This window comes from Gloeomargarita sp. SRBZ-1_bins_9, assembly GCA_039794565.1.
In the GTDB taxonomy this organism is placed as follows: domain Bacteria; phylum Cyanobacteriota; class Cyanobacteriia; order Gloeomargaritales; family Gloeomargaritaceae; genus Gloeomargarita.
The window spans coordinates 108,757-129,548 of record JAUQVX010000005.1; the positions used below are offsets into that span (position 1 = coordinate 108,757).

Annotated in this window: 13 protein-coding genes; 8 read left to right on the forward strand and 5 right to left on the reverse strand. The window is 57.3% G+C overall.

Translation table 11 applies throughout. From position 1 onward, the window contains the following. Window positions 1-5 precede the first annotated feature (5 nt). Window positions 6-1,409 carry a BCD family MFS transporter gene (locus Q6L55_06705; GenBank protein MEN9258398.1) on the reverse strand — a complete coding sequence of 468 codons (1,404 nt, stop codon included), beginning with the start codon at window positions 1,407-1,409 and terminating at the stop codon, window positions 6-8. A 262-nt stretch (window positions 1,410-1,671) separates the two neighbouring features. On the opposite strand from Q6L55_06705, the gene Q6L55_06710 reads away from it, so the two are divergent. The 7 genes from Q6L55_06710 (at window position 1,672) to glnT (ending at window position 8,180) form a co-directional block, all read left to right on the forward strand. Continuing rightward, window positions 1,672-1,923 (forward strand): hypothetical protein, encoded by a 252-nt coding sequence (locus Q6L55_06710; GenBank protein ID MEN9258399.1) that lies wholly within the window; start codon window positions 1,672-1,674, stop codon window positions 1,921-1,923. Between the two features lie 71 nt (window positions 1,924-1,994). Beyond that, entirely contained in the window at window positions 1,995-2,756 is a 762-nt protein-coding gene (locus Q6L55_06715; protein ID MEN9258400.1) for an ABC transporter ATP-binding protein, read from the forward strand. Window positions 2,757-2,791: 35 nt separating this feature from the next. Further along, the gene (locus Q6L55_06720) at window positions 2,792-4,144 is read left to right on the forward strand and encodes an AAA family ATPase (GenBank protein ID MEN9258401.1); all 1,353 of its coding nucleotides are present in this window, start codon (window positions 2,792-2,794) and stop codon (window positions 4,142-4,144) included. After that, window positions 4,137-4,817 carry a hypothetical protein gene (locus tag Q6L55_06725; GenBank protein MEN9258402.1) on the forward strand — a complete coding sequence of 227 codons (681 nt, stop codon included), beginning with the start codon at window positions 4,137-4,139 and terminating at the stop codon, window positions 4,815-4,817. The genes Q6L55_06720 and Q6L55_06725 overlap by 8 nt, the downstream gene beginning before the upstream one ends. A gap of 67 nt (window positions 4,818-4,884) precedes the next feature. Continuing rightward, window positions 4,885-5,784, forward strand: coding sequence for a fatty acid desaturase family protein (locus tag Q6L55_06730; protein ID MEN9258403.1), 900 nt, complete (start codon window positions 4,885-4,887; stop codon window positions 5,782-5,784). After that, complete coding sequence (locus tag Q6L55_06735; protein MEN9258404.1) at window positions 5,781-6,788, forward strand: alpha/beta fold hydrolase; 1,008 nt, start codon at window positions 5,781-5,783, stop codon at window positions 6,786-6,788. Before Q6L55_06730 ends, Q6L55_06735 begins: the two co-directional genes overlap by 4 nt. A gap of 84 nt (window positions 6,789-6,872) precedes the next feature. Next, window positions 6,873-8,180, forward strand: coding sequence for a type III glutamate--ammonia ligase (gene glnT / locus Q6L55_06740; protein ID MEN9258405.1), 1,308 nt, complete (start codon window positions 6,873-6,875; stop codon window positions 8,178-8,180). An 85-nt stretch (window positions 8,181-8,265) separates the two neighbouring features. On the opposite strand, the gene Q6L55_06745 is transcribed toward glnT, so the two are convergent. The 4 genes from Q6L55_06745 to pflB form a co-directional block, all read right to left on the reverse strand. Further along, the gene (locus Q6L55_06745; GenBank protein MEN9258406.1) at window positions 8,266-11,001 is read right to left on the reverse strand and encodes a bifunctional acetate--CoA ligase family protein/GNAT family N-acetyltransferase; all 2,736 of its coding nucleotides are present in this window, start codon (window positions 10,999-11,001) and stop codon (window positions 8,266-8,268) included. 7 nt (window positions 11,002-11,008) lie between these two features. Continuing rightward, the gene (gene adhE, locus Q6L55_06750; protein ID MEN9258407.1) at window positions 11,009-13,654 is read right to left on the reverse strand and encodes a bifunctional acetaldehyde-CoA/alcohol dehydrogenase; all 2,646 of its coding nucleotides are present in this window, start codon (window positions 13,652-13,654) and stop codon (window positions 11,009-11,011) included. Window positions 13,655-13,800: 146 nt separating this feature from the next. Beyond that, window positions 13,801-14,553, reverse strand: a complete 753-nt coding sequence (gene pflA / locus Q6L55_06755; protein ID MEN9258408.1) for a pyruvate formate-lyase-activating protein — start codon at window positions 14,551-14,553, stop codon at window positions 13,801-13,803. Beyond that, on the reverse strand, window positions 14,519-16,810 hold the full coding sequence (gene pflB, locus Q6L55_06760) for a formate C-acetyltransferase (protein MEN9258409.1): 2,292 nt from the start codon (window positions 16,808-16,810) through the stop codon (window positions 14,519-14,521). Before pflB ends, pflA begins: the two co-directional genes overlap by 35 nt. Before the next feature lie 171 nt (window positions 16,811-16,981). On the opposite strand from pflB, the gene Q6L55_06765 reads away from it, so the two are divergent. Then, window positions 16,982-20,782, forward strand: a complete 3,801-nt coding sequence (locus tag Q6L55_06765; protein ID MEN9258410.1) for a hypothetical protein — start codon at window positions 16,982-16,984, stop codon at window positions 20,780-20,782. Window positions 20,783-20,792 lie beyond the last annotated feature (10 nt).

Below are 20,792 nucleotides of genomic sequence, written 5' to 3' on the forward strand. Positions count from 1 at the left end.
CCCGCTCACTCCAGCTCGAACTCCTCCGCCAGGATTTGCTGCAACGTCACCTGGGTCCGTTCCGCAAAGGCCTTCACATCCACCAGCCGCAACAGCGTCGCCGCCACGACCAACAGCAGCACCTGAGTCCCGAACACCGGCACATAGGCCCAAAAGCTGGCGGCCCCAAACCAGCGCGTTCCCAACTCCAGCAGGCCCCCGCCGCACAGGGTAGATAAGGCCCGCGCCAGCGCCTGCGCCAGCCCCCAGGCTCCGATAAACGTCCCCGCCGTCTCCGCCAGCGTCAAATCCAGCATCAACGTCAACGCCCCCGTGGTAGTTACCCCCGACGCCACCCCAAACGCCAGCACCATCCCGGTAAACAGCCACACCTGCCCCAGCCACCCCGCTAGCATAATCCCTAAAAACGCCAGGGCCGAGAGAACGCACCCCAACACCGTCGTTGGTCGTTTCCCCAGACGCGGCACAATGGCAAACCCCGTCAATACTAGCCCCGCCAGCGTTCCCACCCCAAAATAGGCATTCAACCGCGTGGTCTGGGCAATCGGCATGTTAAAGACCATACCGCCGTAGGGTTCCAGTACCGGCTCCTGCATAAACAACCCCAGGGTCATACACAGCAGGAAGGTAAAAAACAGTCCCGTTTGAGGGCTAGCCGTGAGAATCCGCAGCGCCCGGCCCAAGGTGATCTGATCCTCCCGTTCGGCGATCCGTGACCGTTGCCGGTAGCGAGAAAATTTGGCTTCCACACCAGCGGTCGCCACCACCGCTAACCCGAAGACCACCAAAGGCACCACCGTAAACAACCGGTTCATCCCCACTCGGATCACCTCCGGCGGCGCATCCAGTTCCACCTGACGCAGCAGGCCACTACCCGTAATCGCACCGGCAATAATCCCCACCATCAACAGCGACCAGACCACCCCCACGATTTGGGAGCGATTGTCCTCATCGGAAATATCCACCAGCAGCGCCGCAAAGGGGGTCGAACTGGCGCTCACCGCCAACCCGTACAAGGCAAATCCCAGCCCCAGCAAGGCCACCCAAGCCCAGGTCGTTCCTGTCCATACCGCCGTCCCTTGTATCTGAGCCGCCACCTGCCAGGTGATTTGCACCACCGCCCAGGCCAAAAAAGCAAACGCCGCCGCCCCTAGCCACACATACCCCGTGCGATGGGTCCCCGCAATCGGGTGCGCATCCGACAACTGCCCAAACCACACCCGCGCCGGCGCCACCAACTGGTGCATGGCAATCACCCCCGCTGCCACCAACGGCGGAATGGCCAACTCGCTGATCATCACCCGGTTGAGAATTCCCAGCATCAGCACCGACATCATCCCCAACCCCGCCTGGAACAGACCCAAGCGCACCATCGTCCAGACCGTAATACGCGGATAGGCTTGCCTCATACCCTCACCCTCGGTCACTGCCCTTTTTCATTGTGGGACAATTGCCCGCCTGCCGCCACACTGGGGGGATTCTCCACTAGACCCACCAACCGCTGGTCATGCCCCGGACCGTCTTAAGAATTTTTTAATAATTCTTTACCCCCTGCCTCTGAAGCAAGGGCTAAAACCCCGACGGCGTCGCCCTCGCCTTTATATATCGTAAGCTTCTAAATTATAAAAAAATTCTAAAATACAGAGTTAGGGAATACCAAAAAATCTGAAGGTGCCCATCATGTACGACATAGAGCGATTACCGGCCCCAGGGATGGTGATCTACATTCCGGGTCAAGACCATTGTTTGGAGTTATTATCGGGCGCCTGTTGTCGGCTAGTATCCCTGCAATGGGGACGGCTGCCGGCAGATCCCCCCGGTTACAGCAGTTATTGGGTGCGACCCCTGGGCAGTCAACGGTCATTTTGGATACATTTGCCCTGGGCGGATGTGCTCGATCATCTGTATTCGGTGGGAACTTAACCGGTTAACAGTTGCACTGGTGATCCTAAATTGGGTAAAACCTAAGGAAGTTTCCCATCTGGACCCATGTCGTGACTTCGCCTCTGTTGCAGGCCGTTAATTTAAGTAAGCGGTTTGGGGGACTCTGGGCTGTCCAGGATGTCTCCCTAACCGTTGCGCCCCACAGCATCACTGGTCTGATTGGCCCCAACGGTGCCGGCAAAACCACCCTATTCAACCTATTAGCGGGTTCCCTACGCCCGGACGGTGGGCAAGTTTTCTTCCAGGGCCGAGAGATCACCGGGTTACCGCCCCATGAGATTTGTCGGCGGGGCCTTGTGCGGACGTTTCAAGTCGCGCGGGTGTTTAGCCGGTTATCAGTGCTGGACAATCTTCTGCTAGCGGCCCCCCACCAATTAGGAGAGCAACTGTGGCCGGTTTTATTGCAGCCCCAGCGGGTGGCCCACCAAGAGCGAGAGCTGCGCCAGCAAGCCATGGAAATTTTAGATTCGGTGGGGTTAGCGGCCAAGGCCCATGACTATGCCGGGTCCCTTTCGGGGGGGCAACGGAAACTCTTGGAAATGGCCCGTGCCCTGATGACCCGTCCCCAACTCCTGCTCTTGGATGAACCCGCTGCCGGTGTCAACCCCACCCTGATTAACCAAATGTGCGACTACATCCAAAAGTGGCACAAAAACGGCTTGACCTTTCTCATCATCGAGCACAACATGGATGTCATTATGTCCCTGTGTCACCAGGTGTGGGTCTTGGCGGAAGGGAAAAATTTAGCCGTTGGTACGCCCACGGAAATCCAAACCAATCCCCAAGTTCTGGAAGCCTATTTGGGTGTATAATACAATAGGCTCCGATGGGCTAAATGAATTGATTTATGGATTTTATGGATTTAGTGGCTGCCCTGAATGCTCTACCACCTGATGCCCGGGAGGCTTCCATCAACAATGTATTTGTCCAATCTGCCCTCTTGCCACAGCTAGGTTTTTCAACCACAGAAATCATCCCGGAATATGTTGTGGATGAACAGATCAATCGCAGGACAGATTTTGCCCTTCGCAAAGATAGGGATGGAGACATTTTTATACGAACAGAGAAGGATCCCTTTGTGCTGGTGGAGGTGGAGAGCAGGAGTAAGCAGATGGTTCCGGGTACGGCCGACTACAAAAAAGTGGTTAGGCAGTTAAAGGAACAGCTTTTAGGGAGTAGATGTCATTCAGTTCAGTGGGGTATCATCACCAATGCCAACCACATTCAGTTGTTTAGAAAGCATGGTAAAGTCATATTTCCGGCCACTGAGGTCTTGGAACTTACCCCCAACAATGTCAACTCTATTATTCGTGGTCTACGGGAAAGAATCCATAACCCTATTCGGGCCTTGACGGTGGCGATTTACAACAACAAAGGCGGGGTGGGGAAGACAACAACAACCATTAATTTGGGAGCCGTTTTAGCCCTCAAGGGTAAGAGGGTTTTATTGATTGATTTCGACTACAATCAACAGAATTTGACACAACGCCTAGGGGTCGAATCCTGCAAAGGTCTTGTATTTGAGTCCTTGACCAGCAGCCAAAGGAATCACCTGTCGTCTGCTGTTGTCCGGCGAGATTACGAAGTCAGGGTTAAGCCTGCTTCCCTCGTCAAGGTTAGCTTTGATGTCATTCCTGCGGACGCATCCATGTGGGAACTGGAGCACCTGCAGGAGCCGGCCTATAGGTTGCGGGACCAATTGAGATTTGCTTACACCCATTACGATTACATCTTAATTGATACACCTCCCGGGTGGCGTCTGATCAACAAGCTGGTCTTTTGGGCGGCAGATGTGGTTTTAATGCCGGTGCAGCCCTCCAGTTGTGATTCCATCAGGGGTGCGGCGGTAGCTATTGGTCGCTTTATACCGGAGGTCCGCAGGCAAAAGAAAAATGGTTTGCTGGGGGAGGAGATGTCTCTCCTGGAGCCGACTCCTGAGCCCTTGCCAATTTTCTTTAATAATGTCCGTAATGGTGAAAAGGCTGAACTCAAAAGAGCGCTCCAATTTATAAACGACCTGATTACGGAAAATCGTTCCTTGGCTCCCTTCCTTTTGCCAGAGGGCAAGCTACCCCACTGTCTACCTGGCTTTGCCTATATTGCTAGTGCTGACTTTGGGGAAAAACCAGCTGCTTTTTGTCACCAATATGCCTTTAACTATTACCTCGGTCTGGCCAGGAGGTATTTTTGCCATGATTGACACGAGCATAATCGGCAAGCTGATGTATCTTTATGTGGATGAGCTAGAACCAGGGGAGTCCCCAGAGGTGCCTGCCTTTGTTACCCGTGGGGCGGCGAACTTGCTGGGTAAGCTGGGGGGCCGGAATTGGTTGCCGATTGTAGTGAGCATCCTGGGGAAGGACCGTTACCAGGTGATAGGTAATGCCTTTACGTATGAGGTGGCCAAGGCTGCGGGACTCGAGCGGGTATGGTGTGTAGTGGCGGACAACCAACCGGAGACGGCTTTGCTTGCCCAGGTGCTTGCTCGGGAGAAGCTGCCGAAGATGAATCTTTGTCGAGCAAGTTGGGATGAGATTCGCGCTGGTCTTGAGTATCTGATAGGGGAGAAACGCCTGACGGGTGTACAGTTAGATGTTGCTACCCAAAAGATTGCTGATGCTCCTGGGCGGAAATACTGGACGACCTTTGAACCGATTGCCAAGTTAAAATGCCGGGTCAAGAAAAGCGAAATTGCGGCCTTTGGGGAGGTTTTCTATCTGGACCCCGAACCGGCGCCGCCGCCAATCGCGAGGATGAAGAAAGACGAGTTGCTTGCCTTGGCCCAAGAGATGGGGCTTGCTGTTAGTAAGAAAATGACAGTGGCGGTGTTGCGAACATTGATTGCACAGGCTTTGAGCCATTCTTGTAGCTGAAATTACGAAACTCCTGGTGCCGTGGCTGTTATCATTGCTCCGGTTGATGGGTAGGGTCAGATTGCAGATGAAACCGAGTGAGGTTTTTTCCCGGGAGGAGCTGGAGGCTTTGAACCAACGGTCCGATGCCCAAGGGTGGCGACAGGTGTTGGTCCATCTGGGGGTAATAGGGGTTACTGGATGGCTCTGGCACTGGGGTTGGACGCAGGGATTTGCTGGGGGATGGTTGGCTTTGCCGGTGTATGGGTTTGCTTTGGCGACGATGTTTGCCGCAGTGCATGAGTGTGTCCACCGGACGGCGTTTGCTACCCCCTGGCTGAACGATGCGGTGGCCTGGGTGGCCGGGGTGTTGTCGTTTTACAACAGTACTTTTTACCGGCGCTATCACCAGTGGCATCATCGCTACACCCAAATTCCTGGGAAGGACCCAGAGCTGGCGGAACCCAAACCGACTAACGGCTGGATGTATTTGTGGCAATTGAGCGGCCTTCCCTGGTGGTGGGGCAAGCTGCAAGGGCATGTTCGGGTGTTGCTGGGAGATTTGCAGGGGTGCCCCTACATCCCGCCGGAGGCGCAAGCAGCCGTACGCCGGTCCACAGCTGCGCAGTTGGCGGTCTATGGCTTGGCGATAGGGGTTTCTGCCTGGGCCGGGCGGCCCTGGTTTCTGATGGATTGGGTGGTGCCTTTGGCGGTGGGACAGCCGTTTTTGCGCTTTATCCTGCTGGCGGAACATACAGGCTGTACCTATGATGACAACCCCCTGACTAATACTCGTACGACGTTGACCGGGTGGCCGGTGCGCTTGCTGATGTGGAATATGCCGTTTCATGCGGAACACCATTTTTGCCCGTCGATTCCTTTCCATGCTTTGCCTAAGGCGCACCAGAAATTGCGGGATAAGTGGGCGTATCTGGCGCCGAGCTATGGGGCGGCCCATCGGGAGATCATCGCCCAGTGGGGGGGATGACGGGGGTCTGGACGGCTAAAGAGGTGGCGCTACAGTGTGGAGTGGTGCTGCCCCAGGTTCACATTGTCTATCAGACCTACGGGGAACTGGCGCCCAGGCGGGATAATGTGGTGCTCTACCCCACGTCCTACGGCGCTCACCACACGGATATTGACTGGTTGATTGCCCCGGATGGGATTCTCGACCCGACGCGCTGGTTCATTGTGATTCCCAATATGTTGGGCAATGGGTTGTCCAGTTCGCCCAGCAATGGAGGACTGCCCGGGCTGGCGGAACAGGGATGCTATGTGACCCACTGGGACAATGTGACGTTGCAGGCGCGGCTGCTGTGGGAAACTTGGGGGATCGAGCGGCTGGCGTTGGTATATGGCTGGTCCATGGGGGCGCAACAGGCCTATCACTGGGGGGCGCTGTACCCGGAACGGGTAGAACGGCTGGTGGCCCTTTGTGGTACGGCCCGGACAACCCCCCACAACCGGGTGTTTTTGTTGAGCTTGCGGGCAGCCCTGACGGCAGACCCGGTGTGGGATGGTCAGACGTTTCGGGGGACGCCGGAGCGGGGCTATCGTGCCTTTGCCCGTATTTATGCCAGTTGGGCGGTGTCCCAGGCGTTTTACCGGGCCAAGATGTACCAAACTTTGGGCTATCGGGATGTGGAGGATTACCTGGTGCGGGGGTGGGAGGCCAATTACCGCCGGCGGGACCCTCGGGATTTGCTGGCGATGCTAGATACTTGGCTGCGCTGTGATGTGGGTGACAACCCGCTGTATCAGGGGGATTATGAAAAGGCGCTGCGCTCCATTCGGGCTGCAACCCTGGTGATGACCTGCACGACGGATTTGTACTTCCCCCCGGCAGACTGTGCGGCGGAGGCGGCGATTATTCCCCAGGCCACCTTTCGCCTGATTCCTTCGATTTGGGGCCACCGGGCGGGCAACCCCTGGCAATACCCCCCCGATGCGGCTTTTATTCGCCGGGCGGTGCAGGAGTGGTTAGCGGCTTGACGCTTCTGTTTTTTTAACTACATTTTGCCGGCCCCGGCCCCCGGTTTAATAGCTCTCAATTCTGACGAAGCTACAGTTGCTACCATGACCCAAACCTTATCGGCCCTGGCGCAGGAACGGGGGATTCGTTATTTTTTGATTTCGTTTACGGATTTGTGTGGGGTACAACGGGCGAAGTTGGTGCCGGCGGCGGTAATTGACCGGATGCAGACCCAGGCGGGGTTTGCCGGTTTTGCGGCCTGGTTGGATATGACCCCTGCCGATGCGGACGTGTTTGCCCAGGCGGATGGGGCGGCGATGATGCCTTTGCCCTGGCAACTGGAGGTGGCTTGGCTGCCGGCGGATTTGACGACGGCTACGGGGGACCCTTTGCCCCAGACGCCCCGGTTGGTGCTGAAACGGGTACTGCAACAGGCGCAGGCCCTAGGCTACCGGGTGAAAACGGGGGTGGAGTGCGAGTATTTTCTCCTGACGGCGGATGGGACCACCCTGGCGGATGCCTTCGACCGGCAGGCCAAACCCTGTTATGACCAACAGGCGCTCATGCGGCGGTTTGCTGTCATTAGTGAAATTTGCGATGCCATGCAGGCGCTGGGCTGGGGCGCGTATCAAAACGACCACGAGGATGCCAACGGTCAATTTGAGATGAATTGGCTGTATGACGATGCCCTGGTGACCGCCGACCGGCAGGCCTTTTTCAAGTATATGGTGAAGGCGATAGCGGAAAAACATGGGCTGCGGGCGACCTTTATGCCCAAACCGTTTGCCCATCTCACCGGCAATGGCTGCCATCTGCATTTATCGGTGTGGGATAGGGCTGGCGAAGTGAATCTCTTTGCCGATCCCCAGGACGATATGGGGCTGTCCCGTTTGGCCTATTACTTTATTGGGGGGGTGTTGCACCATGCGCCGGCCCTGTGTGCTTTCACTAATCCCACGGTGAACTCCTACAAGCGGATCAATGCGCCGGTGACGCGTTCAGGGGCCACCTGGTCGCCCAACACCATTAGTTACAGTGGCAACAACCGTACCCACCTGATCCGCATTCCCGACCCCGGGCGGTTTGAACTGCGGCTGGCGGATGGGGCGGCCAATCCCTATTTGCTGGCGGCAGCGGTAATTGCGGCGGGACTCGATGGCATCAAGCAACAGCGCGACCCCGGCCCCCGTTGCGACAACAATAACTACAGCGACCCCCTGCCCCCCGACCGCTATCCGGCCTTACCGGGTAATTTGTTGGATGCCCTGCGAGCGCTGGAGCAGGATACAACGCTGACGAGCCTGCTGGGGGAAGCCTTTGTGCGTGCCTACCTGAAGGTGAAACACCAGGAATGGCAGGAGTTTTGCCGTCAGGTCACCCCTTGGGAGCGAGAAACCACCCTGGACTGCTAGGATAAAAGCGCCGGCGTCTTGCGAACCAAACTAAGACCCCGCTGGTTCGCTCTGGTGTCCATGGTTCAGGGACGCCGGGCACCACCTAGGACCCTAGCGGCAGGACATAAACCAGTTCGTCGGTGCTGCTGGTCGGTTGGGGTACAAAGCCTAAGCGCTCACAAATTTTGCGCATGGCTACGTTGTGGGGGAGCATATAAGCCTCGAGTTGGCGCACACCCTCTTGGCGGGCAATATCGATCAGGCGCCGGAGCAATTCCGTCCCGAGTCCCTGGCGCTGGTAGCGGTCGGCAATGATCATGGCAAATTCAGCGTTGTCGGAGTTGTGGTAGCGGCTGAAGCGCCCTACGCCAATCACCTGATGTCGCCCTGTTGCTGGGTCTTTGTAGTCGGCCACCAGCACCATTTCTCGGTCGTAGTCAATAAAACAAATGCGAGTCAAGCGCTCATGGGCAATGCGGTGCTGGAGCTTCAGCAGATGCGTATAGCGCATGTACACACTTTCTTCTGACAGCATGTGATGAAATTCCACCAGCAGCGGTTCGTCCTCGGGGCGAATCGGGCGAATCGTCACGCGCAACCCGTTGTTGAGCGTAAAGCAGCTCATGTACGGGGTGGGATAGGGGCGAATGGCCAGCTTGGGGGGGTCTCCCCGGCGCAACACCACCCGCGCATCCAAGGCTAGCAGCCCCTCTGGAGACGCCAGCAAGGGATTGATGTCCATTTCTTGAATCTGGGGCTGTTCGACGACCAGTTGGCTAAAACGCACCAGCAACTGGGCCAAGGCTTCCACGTCCACTGGGGGGCGACCCCGGACCCCCTGCAGGGCTTGGTAAATGCGGGTGCGCTCCATCAGGCGCTTAGCCAGGGTGCTATTGAGGGGGGGCAACCCTAGCGACCGGTCCTGAAACACCTCCACCAGTTGCCCGCCGCTGCCAAAGACCACCACCGGTCCAAATTGGCTATCCACGCTGCTGCCGACAAGTAACTCATAGCCCTGGGTGGTGACCATCGGCTGCACTGTCACCCCTTGAAAGGCCCCTGGTTGCCGTGCCTCGACCTGGTGGTGAATGTGGGCAAAGGCTGTCTGCACCGCCTCGGCATTACGCAGATTTAACTGCACACCCCCCACATCACTTTTGTGGGTAATCGTGGTGGAAAGCAACTTGAGCACCACCGGATAGCCTAACTGCTCCGCCAGAACAACCGCTTCCTGTGGGGTATGAGCCACCAGCGTCGGCACCGTGGGAATGCCGTAGGCCTGCAAAATCTGCTTGGCTTCGTATTCAGTAAGTAACGTGCGGCCGGCCTGGAGCGCCTGGGTACATAGCCGCTGCACCAGCAGACGGTCAGGCGTGAATTCGTCCGAATCAGATGGTAGGTGGGGCGTTTCGTACAGGGCCTGCAAATTGCGGCTGTAGCGCCACATGTAGTTGAAAATCTGGGCAGCGGTGTCGGGATAACTGAAGGTGGGAATCCCGGCGGCATTTAGAGCCTGCATGGCTGGCGCTACACTTTCTCCGCCCATCCAACTGGCCAGGATGGGTTTGCGACTGCGTTGGGCGCAGGCAATGAGTTGGTGAGCCGTTTCTGTAGGTTGGGACATGGCCTGGGGTGTAAGAATCACCAGCACCGCATCGCTATTGGGGTCCTGCACCACGACGTCCAGCACCTGGGCGTAACGTTGGGCATCGGCATCCCCCAGAATGTCCACCGGATTGCCGCGGCTCCAGTGGGGGGGAAGCATTTGGTCCAGTTGGGCGATAGTTTCCGGAGCCAACGACGCCAGTTGCCCACCCCCGTGGAGGTAAGCGTCAGTGGCAATCACCCCCGGCCCCCCCGCATTGGTCACAATCGCCAGCCGGTTCCCCTGGGGAAGCTTGGGTTGCTTCGAGAGCACCTCCGCCATGTCAAATAGGTCGGAAATGTGGTCCACCCGCAGGACCCCACACCGTCGGAATGCGGCACTGACCACCTCATCGCTACCCGCCAGCGCACCCGTGTGGGAAGTAGCCGCCTGGGCCGCTGCGTCCGTCCGTCCCGCTTTGAGCACAATGATGGGCTTGGTCAGGGCCACCTCCCGCGCCGCCGACAAAAACGAACGGGCATCACCAATGGATTCCATATACAAAACAATGCTTTTGGTGTGGGGGTCATCGGCCAGGAAATCCATCAAATCCCCCCAGCCCACATCCAGCATGGTGCCGATGGACACAAAGGCGCTAAAGCCAATGTTCTCCTGCAAACTCCAGTCCAGAATGGAGGTACACAGCGCCCCACTTTGGGAAATAAATCCCACCGACCCCGGCCGGGCCATAGCGCTGGCAAACGTGGCATTGAGACCGGTGATAGGATTCATCACCCCTAAGCAGTTGGGGCCAATGATACGCATGGACCCAGCATTAGCCCGGATTTGCTCCTCCAGCGCCAACCCTTTTGCCCCCGTCTCCCGAAAGCCCGCCGAAATAATAATGGCCCCCTTGACCCCCGCCTGGGCGCATGCGGCAACCACCCCCGGAACCGTCGGCGCCGGCGTGGCAATCACGGCCAAATCCACCGGGTCCGGCACGGTGTGGATACTGGGGTAGGCCTTGATGCCCAGGACACTAGCGCGTTTGGGGTTTACCGGAAACACCGTCCCCCCAAAGGGCGTGCTGATGAGATTCCACAACAGCGTGCGCCCCACACTCCCTGGGCGTTCGCTGGCCCCGATGACGGCTACGGTACGGGGGCGAAAGATGGCCTCCAGGGGAGAGCGGGGCCGGGTGCGCCAGACATCGGCGACCTTTTCCGGGACCGGCAACGGTGTCACTAAATCCATATCCCCCCTACTGAGTCGTGGACACCAAAGCCAGCGGCTCCTGTTGGTGATAGAGCACACTTTCAAGACGGCAACCGCGGTAGGCCAGGATATAGAGTTCCTTCAGGTCGCAGATCAGGGGATAGCGGGGGTTAGCACCCGTGCACTGGTCATCAAAGGCCTGCTCTGCCATCTTTTCCACCTGCTCGTAAAACGCCCGCTCCTGGTCCGGCAGCGCCTCCTTGATAGACATAGGCAGCTCCAGCTCCCGCTTGAGATTTTCCACTGCCTCCACCAGCCGCTCCACCTTTTCCTCCGCCGTTTGGCCCCCTAACCCCAGGAAGTCAGCAATTTCGGCGTAGCGCTGCTTGGCGTGGGGATGGGTGTACTGCGGGAAAATGGCCTGCTTAAACGGCGCATCCGTAGCGTTGTAGCGAATGACATGGGCAATCATCAAGGCGTTGGCCAAGCCGTGGGGCAAATGGAACGTGGACCCCAGTTTATGGGCCAGGGAATGGCAAATCCCCAAAAACGCATTGGCAAAGGCCATCCCGGCAATGGTGGCGGCATAGTGCACCTTCTCCCGTGCCACCGGGTCTTTGGCCCCGTACTGATAGGCCCTGGGGAGATAGGTAAACAGCAACTTGATCGCCTCCAGCGCCAGCCCCTCGGTAAATTCCGTCGCCAGCACCGACACATAGGCCTCCAAGGCGTGGGTCAGGGCGTCAATCCCCCCGTAGGCAGTGAGTTTTTTCGGCAGGTGCATCACCAATTCCGGGTCCACGATGGCCATCGTCGGCGTCAGGGCGTAGTCTGCCAAGGGGTATTTGATGCCGCTGCGGTCATCGGTTACCACGGCAAAGGGCGTCACCTCCGACCCCGTCCCAGACGTGGTGGGAATCGCCACCAGGATGGCCTTTTGCCCCAATGGCGGTAGGGTGTACACCCGCTTGCGAATGTCCATAAACCGCATGGCCACCCCGGCGAACTCCACCTCCGGATGCTCATACATCAGCCAGATGACCTTAGCCGCATCCATGGGCGACCCACCCCCCACCGCAATGAGCACATCCGGGTTAAAGCTGCGGCACCGCTCCAGGCCCTTTTCCACATCGCTCAGTTTCGGGTCCGGCTGCACCTCACAAAACACCTGAAATTCCATTCCCAGTTCTTCCAGCACCTGCTCGACGGGCTTGAGCATCCCCAGGTCAAACAGGGGCTTGTCCGTGACGATGAAAGCTCGCTGTTTGCCTTGAAGTTCCCGCAGGGCCACCGGCAGGCAGCCGTATTTGAAATAAATCTTGGGGGGTACCCGGAACCAGAGCATGTTTTCTCGCCGGTCCGCCACCGTTTTGATATTCAGCAAATGCTGCGGCCCGACATTGGCCGACACCGAATTACCCCCCCAGGTGCCACAGCCCAAGGTCAAAGACGGGTCCAGCTTGAAGTTGTACAGGTCGCCGATGGCCCCCTGGGAAGAAGGCGTATTCACCAACACCCGACTGACCGGCACCTGCTGCTCAAAATAAGCAATGTCGTCTTTATTAGCTGGGTCGGTATAGAGCGCTGCCGTATGGCCCCGGCCCCCGAAATTCACCACCTGCGCCGCCAGCGCCACCCCGGCGTAAAAATTCGGCACCCGATACATCGCCAACAGGGGCGCCAGTTTTTCGTAGGACCAAGGTTCCGCTTCCCCAACCGTTTCCACCTCGCCAATGAGCAGACGCGTCCCCGGCGGCACCCTAAACCCGGCTAGTTCCGCAATTTTCTCCACCGGCTGGCCCACAATCGCCGGATTCAAGCGCCCCTCGGCCAAGATGATCTGCCGCACCCGGTCGGTTTCTTCTGGCGATAGGATGTAGGCTCCCCGGCGCCGGAACTCCGCCTTGACCGATTCATCAATGGCCTCCACCACGATCACCGCCTGTTCCGACGCGCAGATCAGGCCGTTATCGAAAGTCTTGCTCAGCAGGATAGAACTCACCGCCAAGGGAATATCAGCACTGGCGTCAATCAAAGCAGGCGTATTCCCAGCCCCCACCCCCAAGGACGGATGCCCTGACGAGTAAGCCGCCTTCACCATCGCCGGCCCACCGGTAGCCAGGATCAGTTGCACATCAGGGTGCTGCATCAGCGCCTGGGACAGGGGCACCGACGGCTCATCAATCCAGCCGATGACCGGGTCCGGCGCACCGGCCGCCACCGCCGCCTCCCGGATGATCTGGGCCGCCGCAATCGTGCATCGCTTAGCGCGGGGGTGGGGAGAAAAAATAATGGCATTGCGGGTTTTCAGGGCAATCAGCGCCTTGAAAATCGTGGTGGACGTTGGGTTTGTTGTCGGCACAATACCGGCAATGATCCCCACCGGTTCGGCAATTTTTTTCAGGCCAAAGTGAGGGTCCTCCTCAATCACGCCACAGGTTTTCAGGTCCTTGTACTTGTTATAGACCATCTCGGCGGCAAAGTGATTTTTGATGACCTTATCTTCCACCACCCCCATACCCGTTTCTTCCACCGCCATTTTTGCCAGGGGAATGCGGGCTTCGTTAGCCGCTCTGGCCGCCTGATGGAAAATCCGGTCCACCTGTTCCTGGGAAAAACGGGCAAATGCCTCCTGCGCCACCTTTACCTGGGCAATCAATTCGTTCAATTCCTGTTCGTTGGTCACCCGCATCGTTACTCTCCTCCTAAAATAACGTTTCCCTTATCCACACGCTCTACAACCACCTGGCTTAATATTCCTAGGTAAAAACGCTCACCTACTTTCAGCCTACAAAGGGGGAGACGTTGGGCCTGGGAAACTTCAACTTCTCCTTAGGATCAAGGGGTAAACAATCCCCGTGACCGAAAAACGGCCTTGGTAGCCTCCACCTGTTCCGGTGTGGGTTCCGGCGTGTCCTTGAGCAAATATTCCAGGCCCAATTGCTCCCACTTGTACTCCCCCATTTTGTGAAACGGCAGCACCTCAACCCGCTCCACGTTGTGCAAAGTCGCCACAAAATCCGCCAGCCCGGCGATGTTGGGGACCGGGTCCGTCAACCCCGGCACCAGGACAAAGCGAATCCAGGTGGGTTTACGAATCTGGTCCAGATAGCGGGCCAGGGCCAGGGTTGGCTCCAGCGACACCTGGGTCACCCGCCGATAAATCTCCGGGTCAAAGGATTTGATATCCAGCAGCACCAGGTCCGTATGGGCCAGCACCGGTTCCGCAACGCCAATCGGGCAATAACCCGACGTATCCAAGGCGGTATGCAACCCCAACCCGTGACACCCCTGGAAAATCGCCGCCGTGAATTCCGGTTGCATCAGGGGTTCACCACCACTGACCGTCACCCCACCCCCCTTGGCCAGATAGGAGCGGTACTTGGCAATTTCCGCCACCACCTCCCCGGCCGTCACCTCCCGCCCTCCCCAAAAATCCCGGCAATCCGGGTTATGGCAATACAGGCACCGCAGAGGACAGCCCTGGGTAAACACCACAAAGCGAATCCCTGGACCGTCAACGGTGCCCATGGTTTCGTAGGAGTGAATCCGGCCCTTAACGGCGCTCGTGGAAGGTGCGGTTGATGACATCCCACTGTTGCTCGCGGGTCAGTTTAATGAAGTTCACCGCATAGCCCGACACCCGAATGGTCAACTGCGGGTACAGCTCCGGGTGCGCCATCGCGTCCAAAAGCGTTTCCCGCCGCAGGACGTTGACATTGATGTGGTGCCCGCCGTCGTGGAAGTAGCCATCCAGCATGGCCACCAGGTTACCGACCCGCTCCTCCGGCGTGCGCCCTAACGCCTCTGGCACGATGGAGAAGGTGTTGGAAATGCCATCTAAGGCATCGGCGTAGGGAAGTTTGGCCACCGACGCCAAAGACGCCAGCGCCCCACAACAGTCTCGGCCGTGCATGGGATTGGCGCCCGGGGCAAAGGGTTGTCCAGCTTGCCGGCCATCGGGCGTTGTCCCCGTCTTCTTGCCATAGACCACGTTGGAGGTAATCGTCAGCACCGATTGGGTGGGCACCGCCTCCCGATAGGTCCTGTGCTTACGTAGCTCCCGCATCATCGTCTGCACCACCCACACCGCCAGCTCATCGGCCCGGTCGTCATTGTTGCCATAGGCGGGATAACTCCCCTCTATCACAAAATCCACCGCCAGACCCCGTTCATCCCGGATGGGTCTGACTTTGGCGTATTTGATAGCCGCCAGGGAATCCGCCACCACCGACAACCCGGCAATGCCACAGGCCATGGTGCGGTACACATCCCGGTCGTGCAGGGCCATTTGCAACCGCTCGTAGCAGTACTTGTCATGCATGTAGTGAATAACATTGAGCGTGTTGATGTAGGTGCGGGCCAGCCACGCCAGGACCTGCTCGTAGCGCTGTTGGACCTCCGCAAAATCCAGCACCTCGCCGGTGATGGGGGGCATAGGTGGCGCCACCTGTTCTCCCGAGATTTCATCCCGCCCGCCGTTGATGGCATACAGCAGGGCCTTGGCCAGATTCACCCGCGCCCCAAAAAACTGCATCTGTTTCCCGATGCGCATGGCCGACACGCAGCAGGCAATGCCGTAGTCATCGCCAAAATAGGGGCGCATCAGGTCATCGTTTTCGTATTGGATCGAGCTGGTGGCAATGGAGGTTTGGGCGCAAAAACGCTTGAAATGCTCCGGCAGCCGTTCCGACCACAGGACCGTCAAATTGGGTTCCGGCGCCGGCCCCAGGTTGTACAGGGTTTGCAAAAAGCGGAAACTGGTTTTGGTCACCAAAGGACGCCCATCTTCTCCCATGCCGCCGATGGATTCCGTCACCCAGGTGGGGTCTCCCGAAAACAGCTCGTTGTACTCCGGCGTCCGCAGGAACCGCACCATGCGCAACTTCATCACAAAGTGGTCCACCAGTTCCTGCACCTGCGTTTCCGTCAGCCGTCCCTGGGCTAGGTCCCGCTCGCAGTAAATATCCAGAAACGTGGACACCCGTCCCAGGGACATGGCCGCCCCATTTTGTTCCTTCACTGCCCCCAGATAAGCGAAATACAGCCACTGGAAAGCCTCCTTGGCATTGGCTGCCGGGCGGGAAATGTCGAACCCGTAGCTGTGGGCCATTTGTTCCAGCTCCCGCAGTGCCTTGATTTGTTCCGCCAGTTCCTCCCGCAACCGGATGGTGGCCTCGTCCATGTCCCGGTCATCCAGGGAGTGCAACTGGGCCTGTTTATCGGCAATCAGCAGGGCTGTCCCGTAAAGGGCCACCCGCCGGTAATCGCCAATGATCCGCCCCCGCCCATAGGCATCCGGCAAGCCGGTAATAATCCCTGAGCGGCGACAAGTGCGCATCTGCGGCGTATAGGCATCAAACACCCCATCGTTATGGGTTTTGCGGTACTTGGTGAAAATTTCTTCTGTTTTCGGGTCCAGGTGATATCCGTAGGCCTCCAGGGCATTTTTCACCATGCGAATCCCCCCAAAGGGCATCATCGCCCGCTTAAGGGGTTTGTCCGTTTGCAGTCCCACGATTTGTTCCAGCTCCCAGTCAATATAACCCGGTGGGTGAGCGGTAATACTCGAAGGCAAGCAGGTGTCCGCATCGAGAACCCCACCTTTTTCCCGCTCCTGGCGCATTAAGTCAAGTACCTCGGCCCAGAGTTTTTGTGTCCGTTCCGTCGGCCCTGCCAAAAATGACCCATCGCCGGTGTAGGGCGTGTAATTGCGTTGGATGAAATCTCGCACATCAATTTGCGTTTGCCACACCCCTGGTTGAAACCCTTGCCATTCTGGTCGCAAGACTTCTGCCGTAGCAGTTGGCCCTGATGTTGCCCATGCTTCCCAACCTTCTTTGGCCATGGCTATCACCTCCCTGGGGAGCCTACGCTATCTACTCCCCATTTCCATTATCAGACGGTGTCCTCGGGCCGCCAGACAGACTTTCGATTTTGTTAAAGTTTACCGATGACGTTAGTAGGCCACTTTTTGTTCCCGTTTGGTAGAATTGGGGGCAACTGAGAACGAAGGGGCATGGCCGTAGGTTATCGCTGGCTGGTGGCAGGTGGTTGCATTGCTGGTCTGAGTTTTATCGTTGGTTTTCTTGTTACCAGAAATGCGCGTCAGGCTTTTGTCACCAGTGCCATTGCCACCACCGCAGCCGGTGCCAGTTCTTTGTTGGTCCGAAAGTTGGGGCAACCCACTTCTGAATCGTCCGAGCCATCAAACCAACTGGCCCAGGAGCGGGAGTCCCTGCGACAAGCCATTGAGCTACTTGGCAACCGCCGTCGTTGGTTAGAGAGCCAGTGTCAGGAACTGGAGACCCGCCAGCAGAGCCTCCAAACGGACCTTGATGCGTGCCATCAGCGCCTGCAAACCCAGCAACAGCAGCTGGATGCCCTGATAGCCCAAGAACAGACCCTGCAACAGCAAATCCAGCAATTGCGCCAAGAAATTAGGCATCTGGAGCAACAGCAACAGGAACTGGTCAGGCAAAACGCCCAGTACGTCCAACAACGGGAGCAACTGCTCCGCGAGCAAGATAGCCTAAGACAAGCACTGGCGGAGTTAGAACATCAGCGCCAAACCCTCAACCGAGACATTGGCAATTGCACCGAACAGCAACAACAACTACAGCAAGCAATCCAAGCCCTGCAGCAGACCAAAGAAGCCCTGGACCAGCAGGTCAATCTTTTGGCATCTCAGGAGCAACAGCATCAGCAACAGTTAGCCCAAATCCAGCAGCAACTGCAATCCCTTCAGCGGGAAATCAGTCACCTCAACGAGCAGCGCCATCAGTTGGTGACCGAAATTGCGCATTTAACCCAACGCCAGCAAACCCTACAGGCAGAAATCACCGCCCTAAAACAGCAGCAAGCGGAGGAGCTAGCCACCCGCCAAGTCCAGTATCGAGAACAACTGCAGAGACTGGAGGTGCAGCGGGACCAACCCCAACCTGTACCAGTGGAGCCGGAAAGTCTGCAAATTGCCGCGAAAGACGAAGGACGAGATGAACATGAAAAAAGCAAATTGGTTGGTCCCATTATTGCCAAAGCCCCCAAATTTATACCGTTGGTCCCACCCCAAGATTTTCGGCTGAGCGACCTTGACTGTACCGAGTGGTTATGGGAGGAGGTTTTGTGGCCCCGCTGTCGGAAACAAAACCCTGTTTTTCTTGGCAGTATTTGTTTACCCTTGCGAGATACCCACGAAACCTGGGGCACGGAAACCATTTGGAGGGTTGTTGCGCAAAATTTGCGGGACCTGGGGAGCAACTACCTGAACTATGAATCAGCCCTTGAGCGCTATGACGATGCCCAAAATCGTTACTGGCTCAGGATCATTACCTTTGCTCTGGCGGAGTACGCCTACTACATGGATTCTGGGAAGGACTCTGGATTCTGGGAAGGACTCTGCAAGCAATGGGAACTCCCCAATGAAACGAAGGTCCATAACGGTCTGCGGGAAATTGCCCACAAGGGTATTCGTCTGCTCAAATTACCCATTGCGGAAGATGGTCATGCGATTGTCTCCACGCTCTGGTTGCAAAGTGGCATTCCCCGCCAGAACCTGAACCATTTTGCCGATGCCATTGTGGATTTGGGAGCGGAACTCAACTGGGAGCAAATCAGGGATAGGGATGCCCGGTGGCTTTCCCAAAAACTCCTGGATATTTGCCAGGCCCGATATCCAAGTAGAAAGCTACTGGAGCGCTTTTTGAAGTACAGTTGCCGAGCAGATGCCGAGCCTATCGCCGGGGAGATTGTGCAGGACATTGCTCAGGTTGCTTTGGCGCTTAGGGCCCACAGCAGGTCACCGGATATTCTGCTGGATGACGCCCAGCGCCGGGAATTCCTGGTTGAGGAGGAAAACATTAAGTTTCAGTTTTTCTTGAGGGACTGGGAAGCGGTTGCCCAAATCCTCACCCCCGAACGTCCTGGCCGCAATTGGTTAACCATCCAGCGCAGGCCACTTACCCTATCGCTTGATGTCGAAACCTTGGATGTTCAACTCACGCTGCCTGGGCAATATCTCCAGCACATCAATTGGTCGCCGGGGGTGTGTTGCATTCCAGAGGCGGGCTGGCGGGGGCAGATTGATGCCTCAGGACAGGTGATGGTGGAAGAACTCACCCAGACCCTCTATGGTGTGGCCGAAAAGTGGGTCTGGCGACTGCTGGATGCCCAGGGCAAAGAATTGTTGCGTTGGGAGGCCAAGGGGGTTGCTGCCGACTTTCCGGTGCTGATGTTTGACGCCCAGTCAGGTGAGTACCTGCTACCGACCGCCGGCATCAGGGACACAGGGGAAATTTTCTGCTTTACCGACAGCCGTGGGGCATTCCCGGAATTGGTGGGTGTGGCAGTGGTGGAAACGGATGTGCCTTGCAGCTTAGCGGGTTGGCGTGGTCAACGCCTGCAACTGACCCGTCCCCTGGGGGAATTGCGATTTCCCTTTGGCAAGGTGACATGGAAGCTGTTCTCGGCGGATACTTGTCTGCGCGGCCTATCATTACCCCGCCAAAAAACCACTTACCTCGAGGTACCCGTGCTCTGGTACTACCGCCACGCCCAGGATGAGCAGCTAACGGTGACCATTGAGGGGAAGGAATCACCGGTGCGGGTGGAGGAAGCCCTACCGGCTGTGGCCAGCGGGGGCTGGTTGAGCGTTCATTTAGAGACCTGGATCCAACAGCCCGGCAGTTATCGGGTCCAGCTGCAGGATTGGTCGCAGGAGTTTGATGTTCTGTCCCAATATGCCGTCACCGAAGCGGATGTGCCAACTTTGCCAACGGTAGAAATATGGGGCAGCCAGGGCCGTCCCCTGCAGGAACTCCCCCTCCGGGTCTATCAGTCTTCTGACTTTTGGGCAGAAACGTTAACGATCAAGGGTCTGTGGCCTTTGGAGTTGGTAGAACTCCTGTTAGCTGGTGACGATGCCCAGGTCCCTGCCTGTCAAACCAGGCCAGCCGATAAACAGGGGCAACTGGTGGTGGAGTTGGCCAGTTTGCGGGATTTACTCCCAGGAGCCACTTGTCTCTCTTACCGACGGGCCGATGGGTTATCGCAGCCACTGCTGGTGCTAGCCAAACCGGCTGGGCAATGGCGGGATAAGATGCTCTTGCTCACCGGTTTAAACCCCCATTTGGACTACAGGCTGTTAGGCTGGAATTTACTGCACCCCCATGCCGGTTATGTGGAAATCCCGCTGGAGAGGTCCCCGGCAACGGAGGTGTCACTGGCATCTTTGCATCCCGGTATCTACTACTGGTGGCTGGTGGATGGGCAACAGACAGAGATTGGCATGGGTTGGTGGTGTGGTTACCAGTTGTCTGACTTCCGCGACCCTGCCGACGAAAACCTGGCTGATTTCTACTACTCCATCCTGCGCCAGGATTGGGTCAATCGGTTTCAGAAGGTTGCCCGGCACCTGAATTGGGATAAGGACTGGCTCCGGCAGGTGTTGCTTTCTCTCCAGCAGGGGAACTACCATTTCCCGACGTGGCTGAATGCCAGGGCATTGATGGCGAAACTCCAGGCCATCTTAGAACCTGTGGAGGGCTTGTGGTATCGGGTTGGTACCCAGCCAGGCAAAAGGGGTGATTTTTACCAGGAGCTACTGCACAAAGTGCGCCAAGAGCATCTCTGGCATGTCATTCTGGATTACCAACGCCATCCAGACAAAAGCCAACGAGATATCGCCCTGCTGAAGCTGAGCCATTTAGAGGCCGCCCGTCCTGTTTTGGAATCTCTAAGCAGCTACCAGTGGCTCAGTCGGCAGCCCCTGACACCCCAAGAAGTGGCTGAGCTCCTACCCGATGAAACCAGTCATGGATAAAGGGACGCTG